The organism is Actinoplanes hulinensis (assembly GCF_019429605.1).
GTDB lineage: Bacteria > Actinomycetota > Actinomycetes > Mycobacteriales > Micromonosporaceae > Actinoplanes > Actinoplanes campanulatus.
On sequence record NZ_JAHXZI010000023.1, the window covers coordinates 65,342 to 83,469 of the forward strand.

18 protein-coding genes are annotated in these 18,128 nt (G+C 71.0%); 12 read left to right on the forward strand and 6 right to left on the reverse strand.

Translation table 11 applies throughout. From position 1 onward, the window contains the following. The first annotated feature begins 19 nt into the window (after positions 1-19). The 9 genes from KZ829_RS34965 to KZ829_RS35005 all read left to right on the forward strand — a co-directional run bounded on the left by KZ829_RS34965 (position 20) and on the right by KZ829_RS35005 (position 8,352). The gene (locus tag KZ829_RS34965) at positions 20-553 is read left to right on the forward strand and encodes a F0F1 ATP synthase subunit B (RefSeq protein WP_208465693.1); all 534 of its coding nucleotides are present in this window, start codon (positions 20-22) and stop codon (positions 551-553) included. Then, entirely contained in the window at positions 553-1,374 is an 822-nt protein-coding gene (locus tag KZ829_RS34970; RefSeq protein WP_220148122.1) for a F0F1 ATP synthase subunit delta, read from the forward strand. Before KZ829_RS34965 ends, KZ829_RS34970 begins: the two co-directional genes overlap by 1 nt. Before the next feature lie 75 nt (positions 1,375-1,449). Continuing rightward, positions 1,450-3,015 carry a F0F1 ATP synthase subunit alpha gene (atpA, locus tag KZ829_RS34975; RefSeq protein WP_220148123.1) on the forward strand — a complete coding sequence of 522 codons (1,566 nt, stop codon included), beginning with the start codon at positions 1,450-1,452 and terminating at the stop codon, positions 3,013-3,015. 2 nt (positions 3,016-3,017) lie between these two features. Then, the gene (locus tag KZ829_RS34980) at positions 3,018-3,947 is read left to right on the forward strand and encodes a F0F1 ATP synthase subunit gamma (RefSeq protein ID WP_220148124.1); all 930 of its coding nucleotides are present in this window, start codon (positions 3,018-3,020) and stop codon (positions 3,945-3,947) included. Continuing rightward, complete coding sequence (atpD, locus tag KZ829_RS34985; protein WP_220148125.1) at positions 3,947-5,389, forward strand: F0F1 ATP synthase subunit beta; 1,443 nt, start codon at positions 3,947-3,949, stop codon at positions 5,387-5,389. The genes KZ829_RS34980 and atpD overlap by 1 nt, the downstream gene beginning before the upstream one ends. A 232-nt stretch (positions 5,390-5,621) precedes the next feature. Further along, on the forward strand, positions 5,622-6,677 hold the full coding sequence (locus KZ829_RS34990; protein ID WP_220148183.1) for an LCP family protein: 1,056 nt from the start codon (positions 5,622-5,624) through the stop codon (positions 6,675-6,677). 81 nt (positions 6,678-6,758) lie between these two features. Then, positions 6,759-7,040, forward strand: a complete 282-nt coding sequence (locus tag KZ829_RS34995) for a F0F1 ATP synthase subunit epsilon (RefSeq protein ID WP_220148126.1) — start codon at positions 6,759-6,761, stop codon at positions 7,038-7,040. A gap of 8 nt (positions 7,041-7,048) precedes the next feature. Next, positions 7,049-7,516 carry a DUF2550 domain-containing protein gene (locus tag KZ829_RS35000; protein WP_220148127.1) on the forward strand — a complete coding sequence of 156 codons (468 nt, stop codon included), beginning with the start codon at positions 7,049-7,051 and terminating at the stop codon, positions 7,514-7,516. A 38-nt stretch (positions 7,517-7,554) separates the two neighbouring features. Continuing rightward, on the forward strand, positions 7,555-8,352 hold the full coding sequence (locus tag KZ829_RS35005; protein WP_220148128.1) for a PhzF family phenazine biosynthesis protein: 798 nt from the start codon (positions 7,555-7,557) through the stop codon (positions 8,350-8,352). A 316-nt stretch (positions 8,353-8,668) separates the two neighbouring features. On the opposite strand, the gene KZ829_RS35010 is transcribed toward KZ829_RS35005, so the two are convergent. Then, positions 8,669-9,241 carry a cob(I)yrinic acid a,c-diamide adenosyltransferase gene (locus KZ829_RS35010; protein WP_220148129.1) on the reverse strand — a complete coding sequence of 191 codons (573 nt, stop codon included), beginning with the start codon at positions 9,239-9,241 and terminating at the stop codon, positions 8,669-8,671. On the opposite strand from KZ829_RS35010, the gene murA reads away from it, so the two are divergent. Further along, the gene (gene murA, locus KZ829_RS35015; protein WP_281428315.1) at positions 9,230-10,573 is read left to right on the forward strand and encodes a UDP-N-acetylglucosamine 1-carboxyvinyltransferase; all 1,344 of its coding nucleotides are present in this window, start codon (positions 9,230-9,232) and stop codon (positions 10,571-10,573) included. The two genes, KZ829_RS35010 and murA, sit on opposite strands and share 12 nt — an antisense overlap. Here the strand turns inward: murA and KZ829_RS35020 are convergent. Further along, entirely contained in the window at positions 10,570-10,920 is a 351-nt protein-coding gene (locus tag KZ829_RS35020) for a hypothetical protein (protein WP_220148130.1), read from the reverse strand. The genes murA and KZ829_RS35020 overlap by 4 nt on opposite strands. 111 nt (positions 10,921-11,031) lie before the next feature. Here KZ829_RS35020 and KZ829_RS35025 point away from each other — a divergent pair, with 111 nt between their 5' ends. Continuing rightward, positions 11,032-11,880, forward strand: a complete 849-nt coding sequence (locus KZ829_RS35025) for a 3-hydroxyacyl-CoA dehydrogenase family protein (RefSeq protein ID WP_220148131.1) — start codon at positions 11,032-11,034, stop codon at positions 11,878-11,880. 175 nt (positions 11,881-12,055) lie between these two features. On the opposite strand, the gene KZ829_RS35030 is transcribed toward KZ829_RS35025, so the two are convergent. From KZ829_RS35030 to KZ829_RS35045, 4 genes are read right to left on the reverse strand one after another with little or no spacing between them, the layout of a single operon-like run. Then, a complete protein-coding gene (locus KZ829_RS35030; protein WP_220148132.1) occupies positions 12,056-12,814 on the reverse strand; it encodes a hypothetical protein in 759 nt (252 codons plus the stop codon). Continuing rightward, positions 12,801-15,344, reverse strand: coding sequence for an FtsK/SpoIIIE domain-containing protein (locus KZ829_RS35035; RefSeq protein ID WP_220148133.1), 2,544 nt, complete (start codon positions 15,342-15,344; stop codon positions 12,801-12,803). Before KZ829_RS35035 ends, KZ829_RS35030 begins: the two co-directional genes overlap by 14 nt. Positions 15,345-15,401: 57 nt before the next feature. After that, on the reverse strand, positions 15,402-16,733 hold the full coding sequence (locus tag KZ829_RS35040) for a hypothetical protein (protein WP_220148134.1): 1,332 nt from the start codon (positions 16,731-16,733) through the stop codon (positions 15,402-15,404). Positions 16,734-16,741: 8 nt separating this feature from the next. Continuing rightward, on the reverse strand, positions 16,742-17,362 hold the full coding sequence (locus KZ829_RS35045) for a DUF4126 domain-containing protein (RefSeq protein ID WP_220148135.1): 621 nt from the start codon (positions 17,360-17,362) through the stop codon (positions 16,742-16,744). Between the two features lie 70 nt (positions 17,363-17,432). On the opposite strand from KZ829_RS35045, the gene nucS reads away from it, so the two are divergent. Beyond that, positions 17,433-18,092 (forward strand): endonuclease NucS, encoded by a 660-nt coding sequence (gene nucS / locus KZ829_RS35050; RefSeq protein ID WP_220148136.1) that lies wholly within the window; start codon positions 17,433-17,435, stop codon positions 18,090-18,092. Positions 18,093-18,128 lie beyond the last annotated feature (36 nt).

Below are 18,128 nucleotides of genomic sequence, written 5' to 3' on the forward strand. Positions count from 1 at the left end.
CGACTAGGAGGTTCCCATGATCGAAGTGATTCTCGCCGAGGGCGCGGAGCACAGCCCGATCATCCCTGTCTGGCAGGAGATGGTCGTCGGCACCGTCGCTTTCGCGGTGCTCTGCTTCGTGCTCATGAAGTTCGTCTTCCCTCAGATGGAGAAGACGTTCAAGGCCCGCGTCGACGCGATCGAGGGCGGCATCAAGCGTGCCGAGACCGCGCAGGCCGAGGCGAACCAGCTGCTCGAGCAGTACAAGGCGCAGCTCGCCGAGGCGCGGACCGAGGCCGCTCGCATCCGCGACGAGGCCCGGGCCGACGCCGAGGGCATCCGGCAGGACGTGCTGGCCAAGGCCCGCGAGGAGTCGGACCGCATCATCGCGGCCGGCAACGAGCAGCTCACCGCCCAGCGCGAGGCCATCGTCCGGGAGCTCCGGTCCGAGGTCGGCACGCTCGCGGTCGACCTGGCCAGCAAGATCGTCGGTGAGGCTCTCGCCGACGAGGCGCGCACCCGTGGCACCGTCGAGCGGTTCATCGCCGACCTCGACACGGCGGGACAGCGCTGATGGCGTCGAGCGTAAGCCGCGAGGCCTACGGCGAGGCGTCCGACCAGCTCGCCGCGAACACGGCAGCGGCCACGGCCCCGCAGCTGGCGACGGTCGCCGACGAGATCCTGTCGGTGGCCGGCCTGCTGCGGGCCCAGCCCCGGCTGCGCCGGGCGCTGACCGACCCGTCCCGGCCCGGTTCCGACCGGGCCGACCTGGTGCGGTCGCTGCTCTCCGGCAAGGTCACGGAGACCACGGTGAACGCGGTGGCCGCACTGGTGGCCGGCCGCTTCTCCCGTCCGGCCGATCTTCTCGACGCCGCCGAGCGGCTGGGCGTGGACGCCCTGCTCGCCTCGGCGGACCGCGAGGACAAGCTGGCCGAGGTCGAGGACGAGCTGTTCCGGTTCGGCCAGATCGTGTCGGGCGACTCCCAGCTGGCCGTCACGCTCAGTGACGCCAGCGCGCCGGTCGAACCGCGGGTTAAGCTGGTGCAGGACTTGCTCAAGGGCAAGGTGCACGGCGCCACCGGCCGTCTCGCCGAGGTGGCGCTGACCGGCTTCGGTGGGCGTGGCTTCCAGGCCTCGCTGACCAGGCTCGTCGAGGTGACCGCCGCGAAGCGGGACCGCGAGGTGGCGTATGTGACGGTCGCCAAGCCGCTCACCGACGCCGACGAGCAGTCCCTGGCCGCGAAGTTGTCCGCCCTCTACGGCCGTGAGGTCTCGCTGAAGGTGGACGTGGACCCGTCGGTTCTCGGTGGTGTCAGCGTCCGGGTCGGCTCCGACCTCTACGACGGCACGGTCCTGCGCAAGCTGAACCAGGCCAAGCAGGCGTTCGCTAAATAGTCCTTTCCCCTCGATTTCCATCGAGAAGCCCCCTCGGCGGCGGTGACGTCCCGAGCTAGACAGAGAAGGCAGAGGATGGCCGAGCTGACCATCTCCTCGGACGAGATCCGGGGGGCGCTAGAGCGCTACGTCTCGTCCGCCACGTCGTCCGATCTCACGCGTGAAGAGGTCGGCATCGTCTCCGACGCCGGCGACGGCATCGCGCACGTCGAGGGTCTGCCCTCGACGATGGCGAACGAACTGCTGGAGTTCGCGGACGGCACGCTGGGCGTCGCCCTGAACCTCGACGTCCGCGAGATCGGCGCCGTGATCCTGGGTGACTACGCGACCATCGAGGAGGGCCAGCCGGTCAAGCGCACCGGCCGCGTCCTCTCGGTCCCGGTGGGCGACGCCTTCCTGGGCCGCGTGGTCGACGCCCTCGGCAACGCGATCGACGGCCTCGGCGAGATCGCCAACGAAGGCTTCCGTGAGCTGGAGCTGCAGGCGCCGAACGTGATGGCGCGGCAGCCGGTGAAGCAGCCGCTGCAGACCGGCATCAAGGCGATCGACGCCATGACGCCGATCGGCCGTGGCCAGCGCCAGCTGATCATCGGCGACCGTAAGACCGGTAAGACCACGGTCGCGATCGACACGATCATCAACCAGAAGGCGAACTGGGACTCCGGCGACCCGGAGAAGCAGGTCCGCTGCATCTACGTGGCGATCGGCCAGAAGGCCTCCACCATCGCCAGCATCCGGGGCACCCTGGAGGCGCAGGGCGCGCTGCAGTACACGACCATCGTCGCCGCGCCCGCGTCCGACCCGGCCGGCTTCAAGTACATCGCCCCGTACACCGGCTCCTCCATCGGCCAGCACTGGATGTACAACGGCAAGCACGTCCTGATCGTCTTCGACGACCTGACGAAGCAGGCCGAGGCGTACCGTGCCGTGTCGCTGCTGCTGCGCCGCCCGCCGGGCCGTGAGGCGTACCCGGGTGACGTCTTCTACTTGCACTCCCGCCTGCTGGAGCGCTGCGCCAAGCTCTCCAACGAGCTGGGTGGCGGCTCGATGACCGGTCTGCCGATCATCGAGACCAAGGCCAACGACATCTCGGCCTACATCCCGACCAACGTGATCTCGATCACCGATGGCCAGATCTTCCTCGAGACGGACCTGTTCGCCTCGGGTGTGCGCCCGGCCATCAACGTCGGCACCTCGGTCTCCCGCGTCGGTGGTTCCGCGCAGGTCAAGGCGATGCGCTCGGTCTCCGGCCGTCTGCGTCTCGACCTGGCCCAGTTCCGTGAGCTGGAGGCCTTCTCGGCCTTCGCCTCCGACCTGGACCGCGCCTCGCGTGCTCAGCTCGAGAAGGGCGTCCGCCTGGTCGAGCTGCTCAAGCAGCCGCAGTACTCGCCGTACTCGACGGTCGACCAGGTCATCTCGATCTGGTCCGGCACCACCGGGCAGCTCGACGACATCCCGGTCGCTGACGTGCGCCGCTTCGAGCAGGAGTTCCTGCAGTGGTTCAAGCAGCACAACAGCGAGGTCTACACCGCGATCGAGTCGACCAACCTGTTGAGCGACGACAACATCGAGAGCCTGAAGGCCGGTGTCGTCGAGTTCAAGAAGGTCTTCCAGGGCGGCTCGACCGAGAGCGGTAGCTAGTCATGGCCGGTCAGGTACAGGCGCTGCGGCGGCGTATCCGAACCGTCAAGTCGACCAAGAAGATCGCCAAGGCTCAGGAGCTGGTGGCCACCAGCCGGATCGCCAAGGCGCAGGAGCGGGTGCACGCCTCCCGGCCGTACGCGGAGGCGATCACCAAGGTCCTGGGCGCCCTGGCGACCAACGCTTCGGTCGACAACCCCCTGCTGGTCGCGCGTGAGCGCGTCCAGCGGGCGGGTGTCCTGCTGATCACCAGTGACCGGGGCCTGGCCGGCGCCTACAACGCCAACGCCATCCGAACCGCCGAGCAGCTGATCACTCAGCTGAAGTCGGAGGGCAAGGACGTGGTGCTGTACGTCGTGGGCCGCAAGGGCGTCGGGTACTACAAGTTCCGCAACCGGCCGGTGGCCGCGAGCTGGACCGGCTTCTCCGAGCGCCCGTCGTTCGCCGACGCCAAGCGCATCGGTGACGCCGTGATCGAGGCGTTCGAGGCCGGCTCCGACGCGGACGGCACGTTCGGCCCGGAGAACATCGAGGGCGTCGACGAGCTGCACATCGTGAGCACCGAGTTCAAGTCTCTGATGACGCAGACCGCCAACGCGAAGCCTCTCGCGCCGGTACAGGTCGAGAAGCAGGAGGAGAAGTCCTCCGAGCTCAAGGCGGCCTACGAATTCGAGCCGGAGGCGGACGAGCTGCTCGACGCGCTGCTGCCGAAGTACCTCAACACGCGTATCTACGCGGCGTTGCTGGACTCGGCGGCCAGTGAGTCGGCCTCGCGCCGTCGGGCGATGAAGAGCGCGTCGGACAACGCCGACGACCTCCTCAAGCGGTACACGCGCGAGATGAACTCCGCGCGGCAGGCTGCGATCACCCAGGAAATCAGTGAGATCGTCGGCGGCGCCAACGCGCTGGCCGCGGCGGGAAGTGATGTGTGATGACTGCTGTAGCTGAGCCCACCAAGGCGGAGACCGCTGTCGGCCGCGTCGTCCGGGTCATCGGCCCGGTCGTCGACGTCGAGTTTCCCCGTGACGCCATGCCGGCCATCTTCAACGCGCTGCACGTGGAGGTCACCCTCTCCGGCGGCACGAAGAAGCTGACCATGGAGGTCGCCCAGCACCTGGGTGACAACCTGCTCCGCGCCATCTCGATGCAGCCGACCGACGGCCTCATCCGGGGCGCCGAGGTCAGCGACACCGGCGCGCCGATCTCGGTGCCCGTCGGTGACGTGACCAAGGGCCACGTGTTCAACGCCCTCGGCGAGGTGCTCAACGTCGACCCGTCTACGCTGGACATCCAGGAGCGCTGGTCGATCCACCGCAAGCCCCCGGCGTTCGCGGACCTCGAGCCGAAGACCGAGATGCTGGAGACCGGCATCAAGGTGCTCGACCTGCTCGCGCCGTACGTGCGTGGTGGCAAGATCGGCCTGTTCGGCGGCGCCGGCGTGGGCAAGACGGTGCTCATCCAGGAGATGATCATCCGGGTCGCCCGTAACTTCGGCGGTACCTCCGTGTTCGCCGGCGTCGGCGAGCGCACCCGTGAGGGCAACGACCTCATCCTGGAGATGGAGGAGGGTGGCGTTCTCGACAAGACCGCCCTCGTCTTCGGCCAGATGGACGAGCCGCCGGGCACCCGTCTGCGGGTCGCCCTGACCGCTCTCACCATGGCGGAGTACTTCCGGGACGTCCAGAACCAGGAGGTGCTGCTCTTCATCGACAACATCTTCCGGTTCACCCAGGCCGGTTCCGAGGTCTCCACCCTGCTCGGCCGTATGCCGTCGGCCGTGGGTTACCAGCCCACCCTGGCCGACGAGATGGGCGAGCTCCAGGAGCGGATCACCTCGGTCCGGGGCAAGGCCATCACCTCGCTCCAGGCGATCTACGTGCCCGCCGACGACTACACCGACCCGGCGCCGGCCACCACGTTCGCCCACCTGGACGCGACCACCAACCTCGAGCGGTCGATCTCCGACAAGGGCATCTACCCGGCCGTGGACCCGCTGGCCTCCAGCTCGCGGATCCTCGCGCCCGAGTTCGTGGGCGCCGAGCACTACACGGTCGCCCGTGAGGTGCAGCGGATCCTCCAGAAGTACAAGGACCTCCAGGACATCATCGCCATCCTCGGTATGGACGAGCTGTCCGAGGAGGACAAGGTCACGGTGCAGCGGGCTCGCCGCATCGAGCGGTTCCTGTCGCAGAACACCTACGCGGCGGAGCAGTTCACCGGCGTCCCCGGCTCGACGGTCCCGCTCAAGGAGACCATCGAGGCCTTCAAGAAGATCGCCGAGGGTGAGTACGACAACTACCCCGAGCAGGCCTTCTTCATGTGCGGTGGCCTCGAGGACCTCGAGAAGAACGCGCACGAGCTGATGAAGGGCTGATCCAGCCCGCACGCTGTGGGGCCGCGCCGGCACATGCCGGCGCGGCCCTTCGCGCTTTCCGGGGATTCCCGTATCCCGGCCGTCATCAGGTGGCGCGGGTATGCTGGGCCGCGCATCCGCTGATCCCTGGCCACGCCGGGGATGCAGAGTTGGGATTCGTGTGGCGAAGTCTTTCCGGAGCCGGCGTGCGCCGCTGTGGGCCCGGCTCTGTGCCGGGGCCGGCTGCATGCTGATGGTCGTGAGCGGTGGTGTGCTGGTCTCCGGCAAGGCTCTGCTCGCCAGGTACACCAACGGCATCGACGCGCCCGGCACCCTGATCGGCGACCCGGCGCCCGGCGCCACCAGGAAAGCGGCCGACATCGAGGGCCCGCTCGACATCCTGCTCGCCGGCATCGACCCGCGCGACGACTCGCAGGCCCCGCGCTCCGACTCGATCATCGTGGCGCACATCCCGGAGACGATGGACCAGGTGTTCCTCTTCTCCATCCCCCGGGACCTGTACGTGCGGATCCCGGCCTTCTCGAAGACCGGCTTCAACGGCACCACCGCGAAGATCAATTCGGCGATGTCGTTCGGCAGCGACACCGGCAACGGCCGGCACGACGTGGGGCAGGGCTTCCAGTTGCTCGCCGAGACGGTCGGCGACGTCACCGGGATCCGCGGCTTCGACGCCGGCGCGATCATCAACTTCGGCGGCTTCAAGAAGATCGTCGAGGCCATGGGCGGCGTCACCATGACGATCGACCAGACCGTCCAGTCCGAGCATCTCCAGCCCGACGGCACGGCCCGGCCCAAGACCGCGGCCTGCCGTAACGGTGGCTGCGACCATCCGTACACCGGGCCGCGGAAGGTCTACGAGAAGGGCACCTACCACCTTCAGGCGTGGGAGGCGCTGGACTACGTGCGCCAGCGGTACGGGCTGCCCAACGGCGACTACGACCGGCAGCGGCACCAGCAGCAGTTCATCAAGGCGATGGCCGAGCAGGCGATGAGCAGGGAGGTGGTGACCGACCCCACCAAACTGCTCAAGGTGCTGGACGCGGCCGGTGACTCGCTGACCTTCGACGGCGGCGGCAACAGCGTCCTCGACTGGGGTCTGGCCCTCCAGGGCATCGACACCGACGACATGACGCTGATCAAGCTGCCCGGTGGCGGCCTCTACTCCAACGGGAGATACCTCGGCGAGCAGCTGGACCCGTCCAGCGAGGAGTTCTTCCGGGCGGTTCAGGAGGACCGGATCGGCGCCTTCCTCCTTGATCATCCGGAATATGTGGCCGCCGAGAGTTGACCTGCCCACCCCGTACCACATCGGCGTCGGCCGCCGATTAGACTTCACCCGAACGGAATCGCAGCGTCAAAGGGAGACAGCGTGGCCAACCAGCTGCACGTCGAGGTCGTCGCCGTCGAGGAGAAGGTCTGGTCCGGCGAGGCCGAGATGCTCGTCGCGCGCACCACCGAGGGCGAGATCGGTGTGCTCCCCGGTCACTCGCCGTTGCTGGGCCTGCTGACCGAGCCCTCCCAGGTCCGGGTCAAGCTCGCCGGTGGTGAACAGCTGACCTACGACGTGGCCGGTGGTTTCCTCTCCATCGACGCCAACGGTGTGACGGTGCTCGCCGAGAGCGCCACGGCCGCCACACCCGAGTCTCGCTGACACCGGCGATGCGGATTCTGGAAGCCTCCGGGATCTGCGTCGTCGCGCTGCTCGCGCTCCTCTTCGCCATCTTCTTCCGCCGCCGCCTGCTCATGGTCGGCGGCGGAACCATTCGTGTGCAGGTGCGCATCAACACGATGGTGCCCGGCCGGGGCTGGTCGCCCGGGCTCGGCCAGTTCCTCGGCGACGAGCTCCGGTTCCACCGCATGTTCAGCCTGGCGATCCGCCCCAAGCGGGTGCTCGACCGGCGGGCCCTCACGGTGGAGGAGCGGCGCCAGCCGGCCGGTCCGGAGCGCCTCACCATGCCGGGGCACTGGGTGGTCCTGCGCTGCCGGACACCGCAGGCCGAGGTCGAGATCGCCATGGCGGAGACCACGGTGACCGGTTTCCTGTCCTGGCTCGAGGCGGGCCCACCCCGCGACCCGGGCAGCCTCCGTGGCCGCACGGTCTTCGGCCCCCGCCCGATGGAGAGCTGAGCCCCCACCGCGGCCGGTCCATCGCATAGCTTGACCGCATGCGGATCCGAATCGTCGACGCCTTCACCGACCGTCCCTTCACCGGCGCGCCCGCCGGGGTGCTGCTCCTCGACGGTGACGCCTTCCCGCCCGACGAGTGGATGCGCCAGGTCGCCGCCGAGGTGAACCATGCCGAGACGGCCTTCGCGCACCCGCTGCCGCCCGGGTCGGATGCCGACTGGGCGCTGCGCTGGTTCACCCCTACCGTCGAGGTCGACCTGTGCGGGCACGCCACCCTGGCGACCAGCCACGTGATCGACCCGGCCACCCCGATCCGTTACCGGACCCGCAGCGGCATCCTCACCGCCGTGCGGACCCCGGACGGTCTGATCACCCTCGACTTCCCGACCGCCCCGCTGGCGGAACGCCCGATCGACCCGGAACTCGCCGCAGCCCTCGGCGCCGAGATCCTCTCGGTGCACCACACGGGGCCCTACACGGACGATCTGCTGGTCGAGGTCGCCGACGAGAAGACGGTCCGGGCGGTCACCCCCGACCTGCGCGCGGTGGCCCGGCTGAGCCGCCGCGGCGTCATCGTCACGGCCGCGTGCGGCGATCCCGGCCACGACTTCGTGTCCCGCTTCTTCGGCCCGGCCGTCGGCGTCGACGAGGACCCGGTCACCGGTAGCGCCCACACCGCCCTGGCCCCGTTCTGGGCGGCCCGCCTCGGCCGCACCGAGCTGACCGGCTACCAGGCCTCCCCACGCGGCGGCACGGTCCGCGTCGCCCTCCACGGAGACCGCACCCTCCTGAGCGGCCACGCGGTGACTACAGTCGAAGGCGACCTGAGAGCCTGAAACCCTTTCCCGGTACGGGGCGCCCACACACCCTGAGAGCAGCCGGAAAGATCAACTCCCACGTGACTCGTCCTCGCCACGAAACGGTCACCCCGAGCTGGACGGCGGTGCACTCGCCACCCCCGCAAAACGCCGCCGGTGTCGAGGCAAGTGATTTGCCGACGCAGCGGGGTGTGCTGCGGCGGGAAATCACCTGCCTCGACACCGGTTACAAGGCGTTTTGCCGCGGAGCGAAGCGAAGCCATCAGGCCCAGCTTTGCCGCGGAGCGAAGCGAAGCCATCAGGCCCAGTTTTGCCGCGGAGCGAAGCGGAGCAATCAGGCACCGCCGCCGGGGACCCACTTGACGTCGCCGGACGGGTTTGCCACCCGGCTGAGGATGAAGAGCAGGTCGGAGAGGCGGTTCAGGTATTTCAGCGGCAGGTCCGAGGTGCGGTCGGGCTCCTGCTCGTAGAGGGCCCAGGCGGTACGTTCGGCGCGGCGGGCCACCGTCCGTGCGACGTGCAGCAGGGCCGCTCCCGGAGTGCCGCCCGGGAGGATGAAACTGTCCAGCGGGGCGAGGCGCTCGTTGTACTCGTCGCACCACTTCTCCAGGCGGGTCACGTACGCCTCGGTGATCCGCAGTGGCGGGTAGGGCGGGTTCTCGTCCACCGGGTTGCCCAGGTCGGCGCCCAGGTCGAAGAGGTCGTTCTGGATGGCGGACAGCACCGTGCCGATGTCCTCGGGCAGCTCACCGAGCGCAAGCGCCACGCCGACCGCGGCGTTGCACTCGTCGGCGTCCGCGTAGGCGGCGATCCGTGGCGCGGTCTTCGGCGCCGGCTCGTTGTTGACCAGCCGGGTCTGCCCGGCGTCGCCGGTCCGGGTGTAGATGCGGGTGAGATGCACAGCCATGGGCCCCACCCTACGAGGCGCGGGTGGGTCACGGCTCCTACCATTGCCCGCGTGGATGTGATCAGGGTGAAGGGCGGGGCTCGCCTCGCCGGTGACGTCATGGTGGGTGGCGCGAAGAACTCGGCGCTCAAACTGATGGCGGTCGCGCTGCTGGCCGAGGGGCGCAGCGTGGTGGCGAACGTTCCCCGGATCACCGACATAGCCATCATGGCCGAGGTGCTTCGCCGGCTGGGCTGCGACGTCACGCTGGACGGCACCGAGGCGATCATCGACGTGCCCGCCGAGCCGGGCAGTGAGGCCGACTACGACCTGGTCCGGCGGCTGCGCGCGTCGATCTGCGTGCTCGGCCCGCTGCTGGCCCGCCGGGGTTATGTGCGGGTCGCCCTGCCCGGCGGCGACATGATCGGTTCCCGTGGCCTGGACATGCACGTCTCCGGCCTGGCCCGGATGGGCGCGGAGATCTCCGGCGAGCACGGTTTCGTGATCGCGTCGGCGCCCGGCGGCCTGCACGGCGCCAAGATCTGGCTGGACTTCCCCAGTGTCGGCGCCACCGAGAACATCCTGATGGCCGCGGTCCTGGCCAAGGGCGTCACCGAGATCGACAACGCGGCCCGGGAGCCGGAGATCGTCGACATCTGCGAGATGCTCAACGCGATGGGCGCCCGGATCGAGGGCGCCGGCACGTCCACGCTGGTGATCGAGGGGGTGCAGGGTCCGCTGAAGCCGGTCCGGCACACCACGGTCGGCGACCGGATCGTCGGCGGCACGTGGGCGTACGCGGCGGTGATGACCCGCGGCGACGTGACCGTGCGCGGGGTGCGGCCGGAGTTCCTGGACATCGCGCTGGACAAGCTGGCGACCGCGGGCGCGACGATCGAGCCGGGGGACAACAGCTTCCGGGTGCGGACCAGCGAGCGGCCGCGCGGCGTCGACATCGTGACGCTGCCCTACCCGGGTTTCGCGACCGACCTGCTGCCGATGGCGCTGGGCCTGGCGTCGGTGGCCGAGGGCTCGTCGCTGATCACGGAGAACATCTTCGACGGCCGGTTCATGTTCGTGAACGAGATGGTGCGGTTGGGGGCGGACATCCGTACCGACGGGCACCACGCGGTCGTCAACGGCCGGGACCGGCTCTCCGGGGCGCCGGTCCGCGCCACCGACATCCGGGCCGGGGCGGGGCTGGTCATCGCCGGGCTCTGCGCGGACGGGGTGACCGAGGTGGGCGAGGTGCACCACATCGACCGTGGCTATCCGGACTTCGTGGCCGACCTGGCCCGGCTGGGTGTCGAGGTGGAGCGCACCGACGTGCCGGAGCCGACCTTCGACTTCTAGAAGGAGCCGACGAGGCGGCGGGCCTCCTCGACCTCTTCGCAGAAGACGAGGACGCTCACCCGCCCGTCGCGCCGGATCGCTGTGGTGGCGCGGATTCCCGCATCGGCTAGGAGCCGCCGGATCTCGTCGGCCACCTCCGGGTGTTCGGTGACGGCGGCCGGGAAGAGCAGGCCGTAGTCGTCCCGTTCGCCGAAGATCGCCAGGCCGTCCGCGTACCCGTCCCGTCGTGGCCCGCCGGGCGAACTGGTGGGCTGCAGGCCCATGCGCCAGAACACCGCGCCGAGGAAGCCGACCAATCCGAAGGCGATCAACGGTCCGATGAGGTACCAGCCGTCGCTCGTGGCCATACGCACAGTCTGGCATCGCGATTCCCGGTATTCCGGCGATTCGCCCTGATCGGGGGCGGTGCTGAACCTGCGTTAAGCTGACGGCGCCTCGGCGCTAACGAAGGAGTGAGCATGGCGGGTCGTCTCGCGGTCATCGGTTCCGGATTGATGGGCTCCGGCATCGCCCAGGTCTCGGCGCAAGCCGGATGGCAGGTCACCATGCGGGACGTCGACGACGCCTCGCTCAACCGCGGCATGTCCGCGATCAGGGACTCGCTGAGCCGGTTCGCGGCCAAGGGCAAGATCGCCGAGGCGGATGTCGAGGCCACCCTCGCCCGGATCACGCCCACCACCGACCTGGACGCGGCCGCCGACGCCGACGTCGTGGTCGAGGCCATCTACGAGAAGATCGAGGCCAAGCACGAGGTCTTCAAGGCCCTCGACAAGATCTGCAAGGCCGGCGCGATCCTCGGCACCAACACCTCGGCCATCCCGATCACCCAGATCGCCACCGTCACCAGCCGGCCGGAATCGGTCGTCGGCATCCACTTCTTCTCGCCGGTCCCGATGATGCGGCTGGTCGAGCTGGTCCGTGGCTACCAGACCTCGGACGAGACCCTCGCGGCCGCGCGGTCCTACGCCGAGGAGGTCGGCAAGACCTGCGTCGAGGTCAAGCGCGATGTCGCCGGTTTCGTCTCCAACCGGCTCTTCTCGGCGATCCTTGTCGAGGCGATCAAGCTGGTCGAGTCGGGCGTCGTCTCCGCGGCCGACCTGGACACCGTCATGAAGCTCGGTTTCGGTCACGCGATGGGCCCGCTCGCCACCGTCGACCTGACCGGCCTCGACGTCATGCTCAACGCGGCGAGCAACATCTACCGCGACACCGCCGACGAGAAGTTCTTCCCGCCGGAGCTGCTCCAGCGCATGGTCCAGGCCGGCGACCTCGGCCGCAAGACGGGTAAGGGTTTCTACTCCTACTGAGCCGGGCTGATCATGTGCCGGGTCTCGCTGAGCGGGGCCCGGCACGCTTGCGTTCATTTCTTTCCGGTACGGGCACACCTCGACAACCGCAGTCGGACCGAACCCCGCCTCCGGCGGCTGCCGCGGCCGGCCGGCTGCCACTCCAGGCCATCCCCCGCCGCCGGCCGCGGAGCCATCAGGCCCGGGTGGTCGCGAAGGAGAGTGAGAGGGCCGTGGCGGCGACCATGCCGCCCAGCAGGGTGAGGCCGATGCCGCCGATGTCGAGGCGGGCGTGCAGGCGGCTGTGGGCCGTGTAGGCGGCCAGCGGGACGCCCGAGGAGGGCGCGACCAGGAAGGTGAGCCAGCCGAGGCCACGGATCACGGGGCCGCCCCAGACCACCGTGTCGCCGAAGGTGACCAGGCCGGCCGCGATCAGGCTGGTGAGGACGGCGGTGAGCCCGCCGACCAGCGGGAGCAGCGGGAGTGTCCAGCGGGGCAGGGCGCCGTTTCCGGCCGGGCGGATCGTGACGTCGATGCGGTCGGCCGCGCGGGAGAGCAGGACTCGCGGGGACTGCCGTCCGGGCGCGATCACGTCCTCGCCGGGCTCCGGGCGGCGTTGCAGGGCGATCCGCGGCATGGCCTCGACCGGGGCGGGCTCGGGGAGTTCGCCGAGGGCGCGGATCCGGAGGCCGCCGGCGCGGCGGAGCTGTTCCCAGAGGCGGCCGGCCTCCCGGTCGACGTCGAGGACCTGTGCGGCGGCGGCGCCGGCCCAGCGGTCGGCGGCCAGGGCGTCGCTCTCGGCGCGGGCCAGTTCGCCGGCGGCCCGGGCGGCGCTGTCCTGGTAGGCCTGTTCGGCCTCGGCCACCTCGGCGTCGCGGCGGCGGGTCACGTCGGCGAGCGCGCTCACCATGAGCTGGTAGTCCCGGCCGAGCGGCTGGCGGTCACGTGTGGTCACTGTTCACCTCGTACGGGATGATCACCTCGGGCGTGCGGTGCACCGAGCGGTCGAAGAAGAGGGCCCGGCGGGGACGCGGGTACCAGAGCGGGCCGCCGGGCTGTGGGTAGAGCGGCGCCAGTTCGGAGCCGTGGACGTCGAGTGCCACCCACGCGCCGATCGGGTCGAACCGGCCGGCCAGGTCGTCCCGGAGCCGGCCGGCGCCCCGCCACCAGCCGAGCACGTGGATCCGCTGTTCCGGACCGTCGGTGAGCAGCGTGCGCAGGGCCGGCCGGTGCGGTGGCCCGGCCGCGTCCAGCCCGTAGCCGATCACGTAGCGGGGCACGTCGGATGCGGACGGGCCGAAGTGGACGTCCGAGGAGTCGTACCAGTCGGCGGCCGGAAGTTCGGCGACCAGCCGGGCCGCGGCCCGCTCGGCGGCCGGTTCCAGGCAGACGATGCTGAAGTGGGCCGGCCCCTGGGCGGCCAGCGACAGCGCGGCCGCCGCCAGCACGTCACACGCCTCGTCCGTCCGGGTGCCGAGGACCGCCAGGTTGCGGCCGGGCATCCGGCCCAGGCGCAGCCGGGCCGGCCGGGCCGCCACGTCGATCCGCTCGCCGAGCACCGCGCCCGGCGAGGATCCGACCGGGGCGTCGGCGGACGGCACCCGCCCGGACGGCCGGTACGCCGACGGGAGCCGCGGCACCGCGTTCCCGTCGAAGAGCCGCGGCTCCTCGCACCCGGAGGGCCGGGACCGCCACAGCCTGCGCTGGACGGCCCGCCAGGCGGTCCGGTCCCCGGCGTCCGGCAGCCGCACCACCCGGTTCGCCCCGGCCAGGCCGGACTCGGGGTTCACGACGGCGTGATGGCGGGGGATGACCGATGCGGCCAGGTTGTCGTCGGCCAGGACCCGCCGCGCCTTGGGCAGGGCGATCCGCAGGGTGAACTGGGCGATCAGCCCGGGGCGGCCCCACAGCACCTGGATGCCGGACACCTCCTGGCAGGCCAGGATCAGGTGGATGCCCTGGGAGCGGCCGCGCCGGGCCAGGTCCTCGAGCAGTTCGGCGGCCTCGTCGGCGAGCCCGTCGCGGCCGCTGAGGAGCGCCGGGAACTCGTCGATCACCGCGACGATCCGGGGCCAGTGCCCGCCCGGGTCGGCGCCGCGCAGCCCGGACAGCCGGTCGGTGTCGTGACGTTTGGCGGCCTGGGCCCGGGTGCGCAGTTCCTCGCCGAGGTGGCGGAGCATGGCCAGGCCGAACTCGCGGTCGCCGGACACGTTCACCCCGGCGAGCCGGACCTGCGGGAGCCAGCTCGGGTCGCGGGGGCCGGGCACGTACCGGGCGAAGGCCTCGCCGTCGGTGAAGTCGAGCAGGTAGAGGGCCAGTTCTTCGGGGCCGTACCGGGTGGCGAGCGAGCCCAGCCAGGTGTGGATCAGGTTGGTCTTGCCGGACTCGGCCGGGCCGCCGATCAGGGCGTGCGGCGGGTCGTCGCCGAGCGTCACCTCGACCAGGGAGCTGTCGGTGCTGTCGCCGATCGGGGCGATCAGGCCGTGCCGGGAGGACTCGGCCCAGGTGCGGGCCGGCTCCAGGTCGGCGAGCCGGGCCGGGGGCGGGCCCTCGCACAGCCGCCCGGCGGTCTCCCGGCAGAACGCGGCGACCCGTTCGGCGGGTGGCGGCGGGTCCAGCTGGACCTCCAGCCGGCCGAGCGAGGCGCAGGTGGCGACCCGGTCCCGGACCACGATCCGTTCGACCGCCGCATGGTCCTCCAGCTCCAGCCCGCGGACCACCAGGTGCACCCCACGGCCCACCCCGGTACGCACGATGCGGTCCAGCTGGGCCCGTTGCGCCCGGGTCATCTCCTCGGTGGTGGCCCGGTCGGCGAGCAGCACCACGAGGCGCCAGGACTCCCGTACGGCCGCCGAGCAGATGTGCTCCACCGTCTCGTCGAGCAGCGCCGTCAGCCCGCCCGGCCCGACGATCCGTGGCCCGAGCGGCGCGAACGCGCCCAGTGTGCCGCCCAGGCGCTCCGGGTCGTAGACGGTCAGCTCGACCTCGCCGGGCCGGGTGCTGCCGAGGGCCCGCAGCAGCAGCCCGGTGATCACCTCGTCCAGGATCGCGGGCGGCCCGCTCAGGTGCAGGTGCGCCACGTCGAGCAGCGGGACGAGGCCGGGCAGCGGGGTCGCCCCGTCGAAGCTGATGGTGCCGATCCGCAGCAGGCCGGGTGACCAGCCGGGCGCGGGCTCGCTGGGCGCCCACAGTTTCCAGGGCGCCCCGGCCGCCCCGGTGGCGCTGACCGTGGCCAGTCCGCGCAGGTGCCCGGCGAGGCGGGCGGCCTCGCCGCGGTAGCGGTCCTCGATGTCGGCGCGGGTCGCTTCCCGGGCCTCGGCGAGACGGCTCAGGCAGGTGGCGTACGCCTCCCGGACCAGCCGTCGCCGCTGCTGTGCCTCGCCCCGGGCCGACTCTGCGGCGGCCAGGACGGCACGGGCGGTCCCCCGCGCCTCGGCGAGCTCCTGCCGGATCGCGGCGACCAGCGCGTTGCGGTGGCTACCCACGCGTTACCCCGGCGTCCATGGTGGGCGATTTTAGCCATCTTTACGGCTTTTATCCGCTTACCGGTTGCGTGTCGTGATCTCGTCCGGCGTGGCGGCCAGTGCCGGCTGCCTGGTGGCCACCTCGGTCCACAGCCGTTCGGCCACGATCATCGCGGCCTCCCGGACCCATTGCTTGGTGACCGCCTCCGGCACATACCGCCGGAACCAGTCGACGGCCAGCCGCGCCTCCCGGCTCATCCCGTCGGTCTTCGGCCGCCGGGCGTACGGATTCAGCCCCAGCACGCAGCAGAACTGGAGCACGTTGTAGTACCGCCAGTCGTCGGTGGTGCCGAACGGGCCGGGCGGGCGCAGCGCCGAGACGCACTCCCGCAGCACCGCCCGCAACTCCCGGGCCCGCGCCCGGGGCTGATCCTCCCGCCCGGCCAGCCGCCGCTCCACCGACGGCAGATCGGTCAGCGGGCTGCGGGCCAGCCGGTTCAGGTCGCCGAAGTCGGTGAGCGCCCGCCGGGTCATCCGGAGGAACTCGGTCTCGCCGACGGTGTGCAGCCGCCGGCGCTCCCGGCGGCGCAGCAGCGCGTCCGCGTTCAGGAACAGGGCCGCCCGGTCCGAGCGCAGCCGGTCCTCGCCGGCCAGCGCCAGCCGGTCCAGCAGCCGGCGCACCTGGGCGCCCAGCCCGGCCAGGGTGGCCCCGGCCGCCAGCACCAGGAACTGGAGCGCGGCCACCCCGTCGTGCTCCGGGACCAGGAACATGGTGGCCGCCGCCGGGATCCCGGCAAGCACCAGCACGGCCAGCCCGGCGACCATCGCACGGCGCAGATCGGGCCGCAGCCGCTCACCGGTCTCGGCCGCGTGCGAAACCGCCACCAGGTAGCCGACCACCAGCAGGTCCAGGCCCAGGGCGGCGATCGCGGCGCGGGCGCCCCCGGCGGTGAACAGCAGCAGGCCCAGCGCGCCCGTGCAGAGCGCCGCCATCACGGTCAGCGCGACCGGGATCATCCGCGGCACCACCTGGGCGCGCAGCCGCCACAGCAGGGTCAGCCCACCGATGAGCGGGGCCAGCACCACGAGGCGGCCCGCCTGCGGCAGAAAGACGATCATCAGGAGGAACGCGGCGCCGAGGGCCAGCGCGCCGCGGTCCACCGGGCGGCGCTCGGACGGGGTGAGCGGCAGCAGCGCCACCACCGCCCCGGCCCAGCACAGCGCCGGGATGCAGAGCAGGACCTCGGCGGCGTCGGAGCCGGGGGCCAGCGTCCAGGCGGCCACCCCGAGGGCGTACGACACGAGGGCCGTCGCCTGCCAGCGCAGGCTGGCCCGGTCCGGATCACGGCCGATCAGGTAACAGGCGAACCACCAGGCGAGGGCGAAGGCGGGTACGGCGATCGCGGGCACCCGAGAAGTCAACCAAACAGGTGACGGGTCTCGACACTCCCGATCCGCTCACGCTTGCGGCGGCGACGCCGGCGAACCACCCAGACCGCCGCCCACACCAGCACCCCGAGAACGCCCAGCACGAGCACCGGAAGCACGATGGCCAGCACCGACATGACGACGCTGCCGATGTCCTCGGCCGTGCTGGCGACCGGGGCGCCGAGCCCGCCGGTGGTCGCATTGACCACAGGCCGGGACGCTGATTTCACACCGTGGACGCAGAGCGCGATCATCACACCCGCCGCGATGGGCATCCACTGGTGCGAGCCGAAGAACGCGCCCGGGTCGGCGACGGTCACCGTCTCCGAGGAGGAGCCGGCCCCGAACGCCAGACCACCGGCGGTCGGCCGGACGAACGTCTGCACCACGTCGTTGACGTGATCGACCACCGGCACCTTGTCCGCGACCACCTCGACGGCGAGCAGAACCGCCAGAATCGTCAGGGTCCAGCCGTTCGACACCCAGGCCCAATTGGACGGCAGCTCGATGGCGTCGGTGTAACGGGCCAGCAGGCCCATGGTGAGCAGGGGGATGTAGGCGTTCAGGCCGGCCGATGCGGCCAGACCGGTACCGGTCAATGCTTCGAGCACGATCTCAGCATGGCACCGCCGCGCTCGTGCCGCCCGCCCGGCGCCGGTACGCCTCAGGTACCGTCGCTGGGTGCGTCTGGTCATCGCGAAGTGCTCCGTGGACTATGTCGGCCGTCTCTCCGCCCATCTGCCCCCGGCGGTGCGGCTGCTGATGGTCAAGGCCGACGGGTCGGTGTCGATCCATGCCGACGACCGTGCCTACAAGCCGCTCAACTGGATGAGCCCGCCCTGCAAGCTGCAGGAGGCGCCGGGCGTCTGGAAGGTGGTGAACAAGGCCGGCGAGGAGCTGCGGATCACCCTGGAGGAGGTCTTCCAGGATTATTCGTACGAGCTGGGCATCGACCCCGGCCTCCAGAAGGACGGCGTCGAGGCGCACCTCCAGGAGTTGCTGGCCAAGCACCCGGAGACGTTCGGCGAGGGCTTCACCCTGGTCCGCCGTGAGTTCATGACCGCCATCGGGCCGGTCGACCTGCTGTGCAAGGACGCCACGGGCGGATCGGTGGCGGTCGAGGTCAAGCGCCGCGGGGAGATCGACGGGGTGGAGCAGCTCACCCGCTACCTCGAACTGATGAACCGGGATCCGCTGCTCGCCCCGGTGAAGGGCATCTTCGCGGCCCAGGAGATCAAGCCACAGGCCCGGGTGCTGGCCACCGACCGCGGCATCCGCTGCGTCGTCGTCGACTACGACGCCCTGCGCGGCATGAAGCGCGACGAGCTCACCCTCTTCTAGACCCGGCGGGCTGGTGAGACAGCCCTGGGAGCCGGC